Below are 15,654 nucleotides of genomic sequence, written 5' to 3'. Positions count from 1 at the left end.
TTGTCGAATTTTCACTGGTAAAATGAACATAAGACGTGAAGTTTGAGCAGAACTTTGGTATACTGTGTTCGTGAGGCGATATCGGCTAATGCAGACCGAATTGCACTCCCGTAACAGTAACCTTTGTTCTGCTTTGATGTGTTTTATGTAAGCAGACCGCAGTGCAAGAATGAAATACGTTTAAGTGAGTTGTTGGATTCTGCTCTGAGCCGAAGAGGACCGAGACAGAAGGGACGATCGCAAGTGACTCTTTTTTGACTTTTCGGGACTTTTTAGTGGAAAACTAAAAGGTTTTTTTGTTGCGTTTATTTGAAAAGAAGAAAGGAGCCATGAAAAAAATGGCGAACAAACAAGCGTTGAATATTGTGAAAATGAAAAAATATAAGCAGGATGGCGTGCCGCTTACCATGATCACGGCTTACGATTATCCAACAGCGCTCCTAGCAGAGGAAGCAGGTATTGATCTGATCCTGGTAGGTGATTCACTCGGCAATGTAGTACTGGGTTATAATTCGACGCTTCCGGTGACCATCGACGACATGGTATACCACACACGTTCCGTAGTGCGCGGTGCTGAGAAGACATTTATTGTGGCTGATATGCCTTTTATGACCTATCATGGCAGCGTGGATGAGACGCTTAAAGGTGTACGTCGACTGATGCAAGAGGGGCATGCCCATGCGGTTAAAATGGAAGGCGGAGTCGAGATAGCGGACACCGTCAGAGCAGTCGTGCATGCAGGCGTGCCTGTTCTTGGACATATCGGACTGACACCTCAATCGGTTAATCAGATTGGTGGTTACCGCATTCAGGGCAAGGATGCAGCGGATGCGAAACGCCTGATGGACGAAGCCAAAGCTCTGGAAGCTGCAGGTGCGTTTGGCATTGTGCTTGAACTGGTTACGGAAGAAGTTGCACGGGCGATCTCGGAGGAACTGTCCATCCCTACCATCGGAATTGGAGCAGGACGAGGCTGTGATGGTCAGGTACTGGTATTCCACGATGTGGTTCAATACGCCTCTCCGTATACACCCAAACGATTTGTCAAAACCTATGGAGATGTGGGTACATTAATCAGAACCAGCATCGAAGCTTACGTGAAAGAAGTGAAAGATCGTTCGTTCCCTGCCGAAGAGCATGTATTCAATGCTGCGGATGGTGTTCTGGATCAACTGTACGGCGGACAACGCAAGGAAAAGGTGGGGAGTAACTCATGAAAGTATTACGGACAATCGCAGAGTTAAGACAGGAACTAAGCTTGAAGCGTCAAGCGATTCGGTCCAGTGCGTCTGTTGTAGGTCTTGTACCAACAATGGGTTATCTTCATCAAGGTCATGCAAGCTTGATGCAGGCAGCCAGACAACAGAGCGATATCGTGGTATTAAGCATATTTGTTAATCCAATTCAATTTGGCCCTAATGAAGATTTTGACAGTTATCCGCGGGATGAAGCCAGAGATGTGGAAACAGCACGCTCACAAGGAGTGGATATCGTATTTATTCCCTCTGTTGAAGAGATGTATCCACAGGCAACGCAAACGACCGTATCTGTCTCAAAACTGACGGAGCGCTTATGTGGCGCTTCACGTCCAGGACATTTTGACGGAGTAACAACTGTAGTCTCCAAGCTCTTCAACATCGTACAGCCACAGCGTGCATTTTTTGGAATGAAAGACGCTCAGCAGGTTGCGGTCATTCAACAGATGGTGAATGATTTGAATATGCCTGTAGAAATTGTACCCTGTCCGATTGTTCGCGAAGAGGATGGTCTTGCTCTCAGTTCACGTAATGTCTATCTTAGCGCAGAACAGCGTACACAGGCCTTGGTTCTGTCGAAGGCACTGCGTGCAGCTCAGGAAGCCGCAGATACAGGTGTAGCTACTACAGCCGCAGATATCCGTCGTATTCTGCGCGAGAACATTGCAACCTCACCGCTTGCCGTTATCGACTACGCCGAGATTCAGGCTTTTCCAAGTCTGGAGCCGCTCACAGATCAGGAAGAAGTTCAAGGCCGTGACGATCTGCTCATCGCACTTGCGGTGAAATTCGGAAAAACAAGATTGATTGACAATATAAGGTTGCAAAAATCGGAGGTACTGTCCCATGTTTAGAACACTGATGAAATCCAAAATTCACCGGGCTACGGTAACGGAAGCCAACTTGAACTATGTGGGTAGCATTACCATAGATGAAGACTTGATGGAAACATCCGACTTAATGGAAAACGAAAAAGTGCAAATTGTGAATAACAACAATGGTGCACGTCTGGAAACATATGTGATTCCAGGACCACGCGGAAGCGGAGTCATATGTCTTAACGGCGCAGCTGCACGTCTGGTACAGCCAGGAGATAACGTCATTATCATTTCTTACGCCATGATGTCGCAAGAAGAGGCAAATACTCACAAACCAACCGTTGTGTTTGTAGATGGGCAGAATAAACCTGTACAAACGATGAAACAGGAAGTCCACGCAACAATTATGTAATCGACTGGTAAGGAGAATGAAATCGGCCCTTGAAGCAAAAAATGAGTACAGGTCACTGCACTAATCCATTTTTTCAAGGGTGGGGATGCATCGATGTTCCAGCATGTTTTCGCAGAAATGAACGACATGTTAGATGAAATTATCAAGAGCTATCCTTCCGCTGAAGGCCTGAACAAACAAGAATTGCTGCAAAAGTGGAACTTGCTTAAGCGGATGAGTGACGGAATGCTGGATGAATGGCTGATGTTTGAAGAAAAGATGAGCCAGGTGAGGGAGCGGGAGATGGATAAGCCTGCTTCCCTTGAACCGGAACAGGAAGCTGTTACCGCTCTGCCTGAAATCCATCTGGAATGTTTCAGTCGAGGTCAGGGTTATTTCAAATTACAGATGTATCCGCAGGCGATCATGCAGTTCTCCCGGGTTGTGACCGACCATCCGGAGAGTGCATTGACTCGTTTTTACCTGGCGCTCGCGTATCTGAATCTGGAACAAATGGCGGAAGCCGGAACACATTTACAGCAGATCATGTACCTTAAAGGTTCACCTCGCTTGAAAGGGCTTGTGTGTAACGCCCTAGGCTGTATTCAAGCCAAGCTTGCCAATCCCGAAGCTGCATGTTCACTCTTTGCACAGGCCCTTCAGTATGACCCAACATTGACCGAACCCCTGTACAACATGGAAGCATGCAGGTTGAACAGGGGAAAATTGCAATATGCTAATCAGCTGACGACCCTTCATTAAGCGGGAATTCGGCGACAAAAAAACGGTGTTCCCTCCTTTGGCATAGCGGCGGGGACACCGCTTTTTTGTCAGTTAATTTTCAAATCCCCTTTTTTTTGCTATGCTGTAACATAGACTGGAATGGAAGGGACCGTACATTGCAATGAAATTTGCCGTATTGGATTTCGAAACAACCGGCACGCAGTCCGACGGTGAGATTATACAGGCCGGACTTGCCATCATAGATCATGACTACAGCATAACTCAAATATATAGTTCTTATGTGAACCCTGGTGTACCGATCCCCCCGTTTATTTCGGGGTTGACGGGTATTACCGATGCAGATGTGGCGGACGCTCCTTCACTCGAAGAGATGATGATGGAGATGGTTCCGCTACTTAATGATGTGGTGCTTGTTGGACACAACGTCGCTTTTGATTTTCACTTTTTGCAGAATGCTCTTGACCGTTGCGGTTATTTGCCGTTCACTGGCCGCATTCTGGACACGATTGATTTTCTGAAGATCACATTCCCATCACTGGGTTCTTATCAACTTGGTTATGTGTCTTCCGAATTTGGATTTCAACATGATCGCCCTCATCAGGCAGACAGCGATGCACTGGCGACAGCCTATGTGCTGCTCAAGTGTCTGGATGAGTTAAAGGAATTACCGCTCATAACGATTCAGCGCCTCAGTGACCTGTTTGCACCAGAAGACAGTGACTTGGGTTGGTTTTTGGACGGAATGCGCAGTGAGAAGGAAGCAGAGCCGATTCAGGATCTGGACGGACATACCTATTATCGTCAGCTTGCTCTTAATGTAAGTGATTGGACCGATATTGGTGCACCACGCGATGAGCGGGAGGCTAACCCCCTCGATGGTGTAAGCTTCGAACAGTTTATGGACCAGGTTCGGGAGAATCTGAAGGATACACTGGATCATTACGAAGAGCGTGAAGCGCAGACTCAGATGTTCAGCAGTGTAAGGCAAGCCCTGGATGAAGAGAAACATCTCTTGATCGAAGCTGGAACGGGTACCGGTAAATCTCTAGGGTATCTGTTGCCTGCTATTTACGAAAGTGTGAAGCAAGAACAGAAAGTTATGGTTAGCACGCATACGATCAATCTGCAGGAGCAATTGAGAGAGCGGGACATTCCGATGCTGACTCAAGTGGTTCCGTTCCCGTTTAAGGCTGCTGTATTCAAAGGACGTGGACATTACCTGTGCCTGCGCAAATTTGAACACAAAATCAATAAACGTGAATTCGCCACACCGAAAGAGGATTATTTCACAGCTGCTCAGATGATCGTCTGGCTTACGCAGACCGAAACCGGAGATGATGAGGAACTTAACCTTAGCGGACGCGGAGGGGACTTCTGGGAGACCGTACAGAGTGAATCCGAATCATGTCTGGGAAGATCCTGTCCATGGTTCCGTAAATGCTTCTACCATCGTGCCAAACATGAAGCAGGGTTGTCTGATATCGTAATCACCAATCACTCCAAATTATTTACGGATGTGAAAGCCGCGCATCAGCTGCTGCCAGCCTATGAGAGTCTTGTGATCGATGAGGCACATCATCTGGAGGATGTCGCTGGTAAACATCTTGGAATGCATATGAAATATTTCACCTTGGTTCATACACTGACCCGCCTATTTAAAGACAGTCGTAATGGTCAGCTGCCTATGCTTCGTTCGCAGTTATCCGGGCATGAAAATTCGGTGCAATGGGGCTCCATGGTGGATCAGATGTTCCCGCTCGCTCTTGAAGTTAAGGAGCTGTGGGATCGTATGAGCGATGCCTTGTTTGGTCTGTTGCCTGAACGAAGTGATGCTTCACCGGGAGAGACGGGGCAATTTTCACTGCGTCTGAAAGCATCTCAGAAACCTGCAAAATGGCAGGAGTTGCAGGATCTGGAGAACCAGATCTATGTGACTCTGGGCGATTTGGTTCGCAAAGGGGACAAATTGCTGCTTGAGGTGAAAGAAGATCAGGATGATTATCAATCGGATAGTCTGATCACGGACATTACAGGACTGCTGAAAGATCTGACCACATTGAAGGAGAATCTACGTTTCTTCATGCGTATGGATGATGCCAAAACGGTGTACTGGATGGAAGCCAGCGGCCAATTCCGCAGCAAATCTCTCCAGCTGTATGCCGTACCTGTAGATGTGAGTGCACAACTTAAGGATTTATTTTTTGATAAAAAGAAAAGTGTTGTGCTTACATCGGCTACGCTTTCGGTAGATAAGTCATTCCAGTTCATGATTGAACAGCTTGGCTTGCAGGAAGCGGCCGAGAACAATCGGCTGTTAACGTCGATGTTGCCATCACCTTTCAACTATCGCGATCAGGCACTTCTGGTGATTCCGCGTGATTTCCCGAGTGTGAAGGGAAGTGTGGGTGATGCGCACTTTGTTAATATGCTGGTGCAATCACTTGCAGAGACGGCAATTGCTACGCGTGGACGCATGATGGTTCTGTTTACTTCATACAAGATGTTGCGACAGGTCTATGATCCGCTGAAGGAGGCACTGTCTGGCAACGACATCTCGTTGCTTGGGCAAGGCGTTGACAGTGGAAGTCGTTCCAAATTGACTCGCAGGTTTCAAGATGCCAAAGCAACGGTACTTCTGGGCACAAGCAGCTTCTGGGAGGGTGTAGATATCCCGGGAGACGCGCTAACCTGTCTCGCTATTGTTCGACTGCCTTTCCAGCCACCGAATCATCCGTTGGTGGAAGCCAAGAGTGAGCTGCTTCAGGAACAGAAGAAAAATCCGTTCATGAAACTGTCCGTGCCACAAGCGGTCATTCGTTTCAAACAGGGATTTGGCCGATTGGTGCGTACAGCAAAGGACAGAGGAATTGTCATTGTTTATGATACACGGGTGATTGAAGCGTACTATGGTAAATTCTTTTTATATTCATTACCTGGTCCCAAAATGGAACACATGCTCACGGAGCAGATGGTTCCACGAATTACCGAGTGGTTGGAAAAACCTGCTAATGAACAAAAATAATGGTTGTTTTGTTCGTTATATCATTGCATGACACTATCGTTTGGCGTTAAACTTTATTAGATATTTCCGTATCCGATTAAAGCAGTTGCACGTAAGAACTTATAACCCAAATTACAAGGAGCATTCTGTATAAAATGTCACGTTTATCTTTGAGTTTTATACAGAATGCTCATCTTTTCATCTATTATTTTATCGTGGCCTTGGTAAGGGGGAGCAAGAATGAAATCGGATAAAATTTCGGAAGCGGTGGTACGACGTCTGCCTGTATACTTGCGTTATTTGAACGAGTTGCATCAGCGTGAGGTGGCTACTGTTTCTTCTCAAGAGCTTGGACAGAGGCTGGATCTGAATCCGGCCCAAATTCGTAAAGACCTGGCTTACTTCGGTGATTTTGGTCGTAAAGGGATCGGGTATGATGTATCATATCTGATCGAGAAAATTCGTCACATTCTCAAAATTGATCAGCAAATTAATGTAGCTCTGGTAGGCGCGGGTAACCTAGGACAGGCCTTGTCCAACTACAACGCATATCTGAAAGACAACATGAAGATTGTTGCAGTATTTGATGCATACGGACCGAAGATTGGTAGTCAAATCAACAGTTTGACGGTAAAACCAATGGATGAATTGACGGAAGCGGTTAAAACGGAAAATATTCGCATCGGAATTATCACGGTTCCGGATACGGAAGCCCAAAATGTAGCCGATCAGCTTATTGAATCAGGAATTGAAGCGATCCTTAATTTTGCACCAACCATTCTAAAAACACCGCCGCATATCCGCATTCACCATGCTGACTTTACAACGGATCTGCTTAGTTTGGCCTATTACTTGGAGACTGGAAAGGACGACGAGGAAGATGACAACAAATAGATGGGTAATTCACAACGGCAAATTTGCCGTTAATGAAGGCGGCACAACATGGAACGTGGTCCACGGATACATGGTTGTTGAGAATGACAAGATTGTGCATATTGGTGAGACATTGCCGGATGAAGACAAAAATTGTACCAAAGTGGATGGAAAAGGACTGTTCTTCCTGCCGGGTCTGATCAATACGCATGGTCATGCAGCGATGTCGTTGCTCAGAGGGCACGGAGACGATCTTGCATTGCAAGTATGGTTGCAGGAAAAAATGTGGCCGATGGAAGCGAAAATGACTTCAGAAGATGTATATTGGGGAACTTCGCTATCAGTGCTTGAAATGTTGAAAGGCGGAACTACAGCTTTCCTGGACATGTACGATCACATGGATCAAGTTGCCAAAGTTGTGGAGCAATCCGGCGTTAGAGCGGCACTGGCACGTGGTGTAATCGGGCTGTGCTCGGAAGAAGAACAATTGCGGAAGCTGGAGGAGTCGGCAGCGTTTGCACGTGAGTGGAATGGACAGGCAGATGGTCGCATTACAACCGTAATCTCGCCACACGCCCCATATACATGCCCTCCTGACTACATAGAGAAGCTTGTGCAGGTCGCGAACGACCTAAACCTTCCCCTTCATACACATATGTCGGAAACGCTTCGTGAAGTCGAGCAGAACGTGGCTGATTATGGACTGCGTCCTGTGGCACATCTGGAGAAACTGGGCTTTTTCTCTCGTCCATCCCTGGTTGCACATGCGGTGCATCTGAATGACGAAGAGATTGAGATTCTGGCCCGCCATGATGTGGCTGTATCCCATAACCCGGGAAGTAATCTGAAACTCGCTTCCGGTGTTGCGCGGGTACCTGCGTTGCTGAAAGCAGGAGTTACCGTGTCACTCGGAACAGACGGTCCAGCAAGTAACAACAACCTGGATATGTTCGAGGAAATGAGACTGGCTGCATTGATTCACAAAGGTGTATCTGGTGACCCGACGGCAGTGCCAGCAGGCGAAGCGTTATTACTCGGAACGTCATACGGTGCCAAATCCATCTTCTTGAATAATACCGGAGCACTTCAGGTTGGCATGAAGGCTGATTTTATCGCCCTTAACATTGAACAGGCACATTTCTATCCACATACAGACCTGATCTCACATACGATTTACTCGGCTTCTGCCAAAGATGTTGAACACGTATGGGTGGATGGAAAACAAGTAGTGAAACATGGCGAATGTCTGACGCTGGATGAAGAACGCATTTTGCGTGAGTCTCAATTGGCATTTGATGGTCTGCTTGCTCGTTAATTGCAGGACAGCATCATAGGGAAAGGAAGTTCGGCTTTTGAAGAAAAAAAAGAAGTGGATATGGATTTCGCTGCTTGCACTGGTTCTGATTCTGTTTGGACTTCAGCGTTATTACGTTCATGTCACGCAGGACCAACGCAAGGAAGAAGCGCTCGCCATACAAGCAGCACAGGAGCAACTGGGCATTACATCCTATGATGAATTGCGCAAGTACATCTGGGGAGACAAAGAAGGCTCTGACAACATCTACTGGACCCTGATCGGCAAAAACAAGGATAACCAGGATGTTATGGTCTGGGTTAAGTTCGACGCAAACAATCAACCGGTTAAGGGTGCAAACGCTGTACACAGTGAGCTGCTGCAGAATGGCATGTCCGAAGCGCAGATACGCAATCGCTTCAGTTCTGAAGTTCCTGCCGGTGAGATTAAACGAATCATGCCCGGAGTTGTGAATGGAATATATGTGTGGCAAGTGTATTATAAAGACGGTACGCATAACCACTATCGCTTTTATCGTTTTAGCAACGGAGAACAGGTGGACCTGGTCTACACACTCCCGAACAGCTAGAACAAATAGAGTGACATAACTAGAGAATGTAAAGAAATGAAAGAACCGGCAGACGGATATCCGACTGAACCGGTTCTTTGTGTTGCCTGTAAATATATTTGATTTAAATAGTTAAAATTAATAATTTATTCATATTTTCGCCTTCGAAATTGTATATACGATGTGATATACTCAGATATGTACTCAAAGTTACATTCAAAAACAAATAATCCTGTCGAAATTCTCGCAGGAGTCAATGTGCACATATTCGTATATACCAATAAGCCAGTAGGTTGGGCCAAATTCTGGGAGGGGTAATTCACTTGAAGCTAAAAGTATTGCCTATTGCTTTAACTGCCGTCATTTCAGCCGTTGTGTTGTTTGGAGGTTGGTTTGTATATCGTCAGGTGGCTGTGCAGAATCCGATTGAAAAAATGGTAACCCAGTACGATGGAGTCAACGACGTTCAATTAACTATTAACCGCAATGACGTACAATTGAAACTGGATCTGCAACCTGATGTTGATTTGGGCAGACTGGTACAATATATTCACAAAGAAGGACAGACCCTGATTGGAACACGCTCACTAAAGTTGGATGTTGTGGATCATTCCAGTGAAGCACTGGAAAGTTGGTGGGGGGATGCGATGTTCACCGTAGCTCAGGCGATGGAGAACAAGCAATACACCGAGATTACACCAACGTTGTCCAAGATGGCGACGAATGGAATTAAGGTAAATACAGCGATGGATGACAACAATGTATATGTCAGTCTCAGAGACGGAGATGCCAGCAAGTTTATTATTCTGCCGCGTGTGCCCGGTCAGATAGGAGTGTGGCCTAATGCCTAAGTGGACAAAAGAAGTTGCCATCGGATTTTTTCCCGTATTGATTATTTTCCTTGCTTTTACTGGTGTTAATATTGTTCCGATCCTGATTGCAGCAGTGCTTGTCGGAGCTTTGCTGTTCATGATGCAAATGCGTGGCGGGATTACAGTAGGCGCTGCACAGGAACGTAAACGGAAGAAAAAAGGACCTTCCAAGCTTACTTTTGAAGAAATTGGCGGACAGGACAGTGCCAAGCAGGAATTGCGTGAAGCGCTTGACTTTCTGATCAAACATGAAGAAATCCGGAAGTTCGGGATTCGCCCGTTAAAAGGGATCTTGCTGACGGGCCCTCCAGGGACAGGGAAAACGTTGATGGCCAAGGCTGCTGCCCATTACACCGATTCTATTTTTGTAGCAGCATCGGGTAGTGAGTTCGTGGAAATGTATGTTGGTGTGGGTGCCAGCAGAATTCGGGATTTGTTCAAGGACGCGAGAACCCGTGCCACCAAGGAAAATAAGGAAAACGCTATTATCTTTATCGATGAAATCGATGTCATCGGGGGGAAACGTGAGGGTGGTCAACAGCGTGAATATGATCAGACCCTCAATCAGCTCCTGACGGAAATGGATGGAATCTATTCTTCCGATACGCCAAGAATTCTGGTTATCGCTGCAACGAACCGTAAAGAGATGCTGGATAGCGCCCTGACGCGACCGGGACGTTTTGACCGCCACATTCAAGTGGACTTGCCTGACAAAAAGGGCAGAAAGCATATTCTGGAACTGCATGCGGTAAACAAACCTCTGTTGAAGGAAGTTAATCTGGAGAAAACAGCGGAAGAATCATATGGTTTCTCCGGTGCACAGCTCGAAAGTGTGATGAACGAAGCAGCAATATACGCCATGAGAGACGGGCTGTTAAACATTGAACAGCGGCATTTGTCCCTGGCTATTGATAAAGTCATGATGGGTGAGAAGACAGACCGTGAGTCCAGCGTGGAAGAGAAGAAAAGGGTCGCCATTCATGAGTTGGGACATGCCATTATGGCTGAACTCGTTCGTCCAGGCAGTGTTAGTCAGGTGGCACTTAGTCCGCGTGGTCAGGCGCTGGGATATGTACGTCATAACCCGCAACAGGAACAGTTCCTCTACACGAAGCGCTTTCTGGAAGAGCAGATCATGATTGCACTCGGAGGAGCAGCTGCGGAGGAAATGTACTACGGTGGTCGTTCCACGGGTTCACGCAATGACTTTGATCAGGCAACCAATGTTGTACAGACGATGATGGCTTCGGGGTTGACTTCACTTGGGATTGTGAACATGGATATGGTCACAACCGAGGAACTGATGCGAGAGAATAAATTAATTCTGCAAGAACTGATGGAGCAGACAAAGCGGTTACTTGAAGAACAACGGACAATTTTCGACAATTCACTCGACATTTTGATTCGTGAGGAAGTTTTGTCTGGCGAGCAATTTCGTTGTCAATTTCGTGACAGTGCCCTTCTACCAGCATAATTTATTTATGCTGGTTATTTTTTTTTACATTTCACTCGTGCTAAGATATTATTATATGTTGGGTCGAAATTTGTAATTTTCGGCGAACAGGGTACAATAGAGAAATAGAGAACCGAAAGGATGGAGCAGAACCATGTTTTTCAAAAAAATAGGAGTTGTCGGCGGCGGTACGATGGGGCAAGGTATTTCCCAGATGCTCGCAGCCAAAGGACTTGATGTGCTTCTCGTGGAGCATACAACACAAAAGCTGGATCATGCATATGACATGATCGAAACCAATCTGGATAAACAACTGGAGAAATGGGCGATTACAAAAGCGGAGAAGAAATTGATTCTTTCCCGCATTACCAAGGTAGCTCATTTAGCTGAACTTGGAACTTGCGACATGGTCATTGAGACAATTTCAGAGGATCTGGATGCGAAAAAAGCAGTATTCAGCCAACTGGACCAAGTTTGTCCAAGCAATGTCATTCTGGCAAGTAATACATCCACGCTGAGTTTGACCGAGCTTGCAAGCTCGACCAAATATCCAGAGCGTGTTATTGGTATGCACTTTATTCACCCGGTATCCCGGGTTGATCTTGTAGAGATTATTCGTGGACTGAAAACTTCGGATACAACATTCGAAGAGACCAGACGTTTTGTTGAAGAAGTAGCGGACAAAAAAGGAGTCATGATTTATGAATCCCCTGGATTCGTAACTTCCCGTCTGATCTGCCTGCTGATTAACGAAGCGTTGCATGTATTGCAAGAAGGTGTTGCATCTGCTGAAGATATCGATGATGCAATGCGTATCGGATACAACTTCCAACATGGACCACTCGAAATGGCTGACCGTTTCGGATTGGATTCTGTTGAAGCTGCACTCGAAAGAATGTTCCGTGAATTCGGAGAATTGAAATATCGTCCTTCTACAGTCCTGAAGAAAATGGTGCGTGCAGGACACCTGGGTGCCAAAACAGGCGAAGGATTCTTCAAGTACGACAAGGATGGTGACCGACTGTGAAAGTACTCGTAATTAATGCGGGGAGTTCCTCGCTCAAATATCAACTGTATAATATGACTGACGAATCTGTACTGGCTAAAGGTTTGGTAGAACGGATCGGAATGGATTCCTCCATCCTGACACACAAACCGACAGGCCGTGAGGATGTTACAGAAGTTAGTGAGATTCTGGAGCATACAACAGCGATCCGTAAAGTCATTGATATTTTGACTCACAAAGAAAATGGTGTACTGGATTCTGTAAGTGAAATTCAAGCTGTTGGACACCGTGTTGTTCACGGTGGTGAAGCATTTAAAGAATCTGCATTGGTAGATGATGCTGCCAAAGCTGAAATTCGTCGTTTGTTCGACTTGGCTCCACTTCATAATCCTGCAGCAATGATGGGTATTCGTGCGGCTGAATTAAATATGCCTGGTGTGCCACAAGTTATGGTCTTTGATACAGCGTTCCATCAGACGATGCCTGAAAAAGCTTACCTGTATGCTATTCCGCGTGTACTTTACAAAAAATATAAAGTACGTCGCTACGGCGCACATGGTACTTCCCATGATTTCGTAAGCAAGGCAGCTGCTGAATATCTGGATCGTCCAGTGGAAGATCTGAAAATTATCACTTGTCACGTCGGTAACGGCGGTAGTGTAACAGCAGTTAAAGGTGGCGTATCCGTTGATACTTCGATGGGTATGACTCCGCTTGAAGGATTGATGATGGGAACGCGTTCTGGTGACCTTGACCCAGCCATCGTACCTTATGTAATGAACAAGGAAGAACTGAGCGTAAGCGAAGTGAACTCCATGTTGAACAAACACAGTGGATTGCTTGCGATCTCCGGAATCAGCAGTGACATGCGTGAGATTACGGAAGGTATGGAGAATGGCGATGCCAACTCCACGCTTGCTTTTGAAATGTACGAATACCGTCTGCGTAAATACATCGGCTCATATGCAGCTGCAATGAACGGTGTAGACGTGATCGTCTTTACGGCTGGTGTAGGTGAGAACTCCGTTGTACTTCGCCAAAAAGTATGTGAGCAGCTCACTTATCTGGGTGTTGAACTGGATGAAGCGTTGAATGCCATTCGTTCTGGCGAACCACGCCGGATCACAACAGCGAATTCCAAAGTGGAAGTTCTCGTTGTGCCAACTAACGAAGAATTGGTAATTGCACGTGATACACACCGAATCGTATTGAATTCTCAGTAATCTAACTGTAAAGTAAATATAGAATGAGAAGGAAGTGCAGAGGACAGGCATAAGCCTGCCCGCTGCATTTTCAAATTCAGGAACCAAGGGGAGATATGGGCATGAATACGAATTGTGTAATTCGTAATGTGAACGAGCATGTGGGCGAAACCGTAACAATCGGTGCCTGGATTAACAACAAACGTTCCAGCGGTAAAATTCAGTTTTTACAGTTGCGTGATGGAACCGGATATATCCAAGGGGTTGTTGTGAAAAGTGAAGTTAGTGAAGAGATCTGGAACAATGCCAAGAGCCTGACACAAGAAAGCTCTTTGTATGTTACAGGTATTATCCGTGAAGAACCTCGCAGTGCGTCCGGTTACGAGATGACTGTTACAGGGGTTGAGATCATTCACCTGACTGAAAACTATCCAATTACGCCTAAAGAGCATGGTGTTGATTTCTTGATGGACCATCGTCATCTGTGGCTTCGTTCCACGAAGCAACGTGCTGTTATGGTGATTCGTGCAGAGATTATTCGCGCTGTTCAGCAGTTCTTTGATGGTAACGGATTCACACAAGTTGATCCTCCGATTTTGACACCATCGTCTGCGGAAGGAACAACGAACCTGTTCCACATCAAATACTTTGATGAAGATGCTTATCTGACACAAAGTGGTCAATTGTATATGGAAGCCGCAGCCATGGCGCTGGGTAAGGTATATTCATTTGGTCCAACATTCCGCGCAGAGAAGTCCAAAACACGTCGTCACTTGATTGAGTTCTGGATGATTGAGCCGGAAATGGCATTTGTAGATCACGAGGAAAGTCTGCGCGTGCAAGAGAAATTTATCGCTCATGTCGTTCAATCCGTGGTGAAAAACTGTCGTGCTGAACTGGAATCTATCGGTCGTGACGTATCCAAACTCGAAGGCATCGTAGCTCCATTCCCGCGTATTACGTATGATGAAGCAATTGAATTCCTGCATGGACAAGGCTTCGATATTCCTTGGGGAGAAGACTTTGGTGCACCACACGAAACAGCAATTGCTGAGAAGTACAATACACCGGTCTTTATCACGCATTACCCTGCTGGAATCAAGGCATTCTATATGAAACCAGATCCGAATCGTCCAGAAGTTGTTCTCTGTGCTGATATGATTGCACCAGAAGGCTACGGAGAGATTATTGGCGGTTCGCAGCGTATCGATGATCCGGAATTGATGCAACAACGTTTTGAGGAGCACAATCTCTCGGATGAAGCTTACCAATGGTATCTGGATTTGCGTAAATACGGATCGGTTCCTCACTCCGGTTTCGGTCTGGGATTGGAGCGGACGGTAGCATGGATCTGTGGATTGGATCATGTACGTGAAACAATCGCATTCCCACGTATGCTCTATCGTCTGTACCCTTAATGCTTAACCGAGGAGCGTCTATGGAAGACACCACATCCAAAGCTTGGTTGGATGGAGCAGCTTATGGCATGACTTCGGGTACAGCCCATCTGCCGTATGCCTTGTTACGTTTTTATCACCAGCTTGGTCTATCAGATGCAGAAGTGCTTCTTCTGATTCAACTGTTAGGGTTCCGTCAGGCAGAGTTCAATGAGTTTCCCACGCTTGAAGAGCTTGCGGCGCGCATGGGACTTGCACCTGAAGGCATTGCCAGAATGTTGCAACGTCTGATGAGGGATGGGTATATTGCTATTGACGAGCACCGTGACGAAGAACGGGACATCCAGTACGAGCGATATGATTTACATGGATTATATGCCAAACTTGCAGCGTGCACTGCTGAAGAAGTAGCCGCATTCCGTGCGGAGCAGCATAGTAGCAATACAGCACGTCAAGATTCGAACAGTGTTCAAAAAGAAGAGGAAGAACGGAACATGTTCTCCATCTTTGAAAAAGAATTTGGACGTCCGCTCTCTCCAATGGAGTGCGAAACGATATCCGGCTGGTTGGATCAGGACCGTTATCAAGAGGAATTGATTCTAATGGCTCTGAAGGAAGCGGTTTTTGCAGGCAAAGTACATTTCCGGTATATCGATCGAATACTGCTTGAGTGGAGTCGCAATCGTGTCAAGACCGTTCAAGATGCAAAGGCGTACACACAGCGGTTTCGTAATGGTGGACGTTAATTCCAGCGTAGGCGGGACAAGAAACAGGCCAGA

At 46.3% G+C, this 15,654-nt stretch carries 14 protein-coding genes; all 14 read left to right on the top strand.

The window, feature by feature from the left end:
* Positions 1-338 precede the first annotated feature (338 nt).
* The 14 genes from panB to EL84_RS25170 all read left to right on the top strand — a co-directional run bounded on the left by panB (position 339) and on the right by EL84_RS25170 (position 15,621).
* A complete protein-coding gene (panB, locus tag EL84_RS25235; protein ID WP_047843546.1) occupies positions 339-1,217 on the top strand; it encodes a 3-methyl-2-oxobutanoate hydroxymethyltransferase in 879 nt (292 codons plus the stop codon).
* A complete protein-coding gene (gene panC / locus EL84_RS25230; RefSeq protein ID WP_047843545.1) occupies positions 1,214-2,110 on the top strand; it encodes a pantoate--beta-alanine ligase in 897 nt (298 codons plus the stop codon). Before panB ends, panC begins: the two co-directional genes overlap by 4 nt.
* Positions 2,103-2,486: an aspartate 1-decarboxylase gene (gene panD, locus EL84_RS25225; protein WP_017687742.1), complete on the top strand. Its 384-nt coding sequence runs from the start codon at positions 2,103-2,105 to the stop codon at positions 2,484-2,486. The genes panC and panD overlap by 8 nt, the downstream gene beginning before the upstream one ends.
* Before the next feature lie 93 nt (positions 2,487-2,579).
* Positions 2,580-3,227: a tetratricopeptide repeat protein gene (locus EL84_RS25220; protein WP_047843544.1), complete on the top strand. Its 648-nt coding sequence runs from the start codon at positions 2,580-2,582 to the stop codon at positions 3,225-3,227.
* Positions 3,228-3,369: 142 nt separating this feature from the next.
* Positions 3,370-6,231, top strand: coding sequence for an ATP-dependent DNA helicase DinG (gene dinG / locus EL84_RS25215; protein ID WP_047843543.1), 2,862 nt, complete (start codon positions 3,370-3,372; stop codon positions 6,229-6,231).
* Between the two features lie 219 nt (positions 6,232-6,450).
* Positions 6,451-7,104, top strand: a complete 654-nt coding sequence (locus EL84_RS25210; protein ID WP_036671997.1) for a redox-sensing transcriptional repressor Rex — start codon at positions 6,451-6,453, stop codon at positions 7,102-7,104.
* Positions 7,091-8,398 (top strand): amidohydrolase, encoded by a 1,308-nt coding sequence (locus tag EL84_RS25205; protein ID WP_047843542.1) that lies wholly within the window; start codon positions 7,091-7,093, stop codon positions 8,396-8,398. Before EL84_RS25210 ends, EL84_RS25205 begins: the two co-directional genes overlap by 14 nt.
* Positions 8,399-8,435: 37 nt before the next feature.
* A complete protein-coding gene (locus tag EL84_RS25200; protein ID WP_047843541.1) occupies positions 8,436-8,966 on the top strand; it encodes a DUF5590 domain-containing protein in 531 nt (176 codons plus the stop codon).
* A 302-nt stretch (positions 8,967-9,268) separates the two neighbouring features.
* Positions 9,269-9,796 (top strand): hypothetical protein, encoded by a 528-nt coding sequence (locus tag EL84_RS25195; protein ID WP_017687748.1) that lies wholly within the window; start codon positions 9,269-9,271, stop codon positions 9,794-9,796.
* Positions 9,789-11,291, top strand: coding sequence for an AAA family ATPase (locus EL84_RS25190; protein ID WP_047843540.1), 1,503 nt, complete (start codon positions 9,789-9,791; stop codon positions 11,289-11,291). The genes EL84_RS25195 and EL84_RS25190 overlap by 8 nt, the downstream gene beginning before the upstream one ends.
* Before the next feature lie 133 nt (positions 11,292-11,424).
* Positions 11,425-12,297 (top strand): 3-hydroxyacyl-CoA dehydrogenase family protein, encoded by an 873-nt coding sequence (locus EL84_RS25185; RefSeq protein ID WP_017687750.1) that lies wholly within the window; start codon positions 11,425-11,427, stop codon positions 12,295-12,297.
* Positions 12,294-13,499: an acetate/propionate family kinase gene (locus EL84_RS25180; protein WP_036671987.1), complete on the top strand. Its 1,206-nt coding sequence runs from the start codon at positions 12,294-12,296 to the stop codon at positions 13,497-13,499. Before EL84_RS25185 ends, EL84_RS25180 begins: the two co-directional genes overlap by 4 nt.
* 101 nt (positions 13,500-13,600) lie before the next feature.
* Positions 13,601-14,896 (top strand): asparagine--tRNA ligase, encoded by a 1,296-nt coding sequence (asnS, locus tag EL84_RS25175; protein ID WP_017687752.1) that lies wholly within the window; start codon positions 13,601-13,603, stop codon positions 14,894-14,896.
* A gap of 20 nt (positions 14,897-14,916) precedes the next feature.
* A complete protein-coding gene (locus tag EL84_RS25170) occupies positions 14,917-15,621 on the top strand; it encodes a DnaD domain-containing protein (RefSeq protein ID WP_082219126.1) in 705 nt (234 codons plus the stop codon).
* The last annotated feature ends 33 nt before the right edge of the window (positions 15,622-15,654 follow it).

The organism is Paenibacillus sp. VT-400 (assembly GCF_001029205.1).
GTDB classification, from domain to species: domain Bacteria; phylum Bacillota; class Bacilli; order Paenibacillales; family Paenibacillaceae; genus Paenibacillus; species Paenibacillus amylolyticus.
This window is presented reverse-complemented; position numbering and strand designations above follow the sequence as displayed.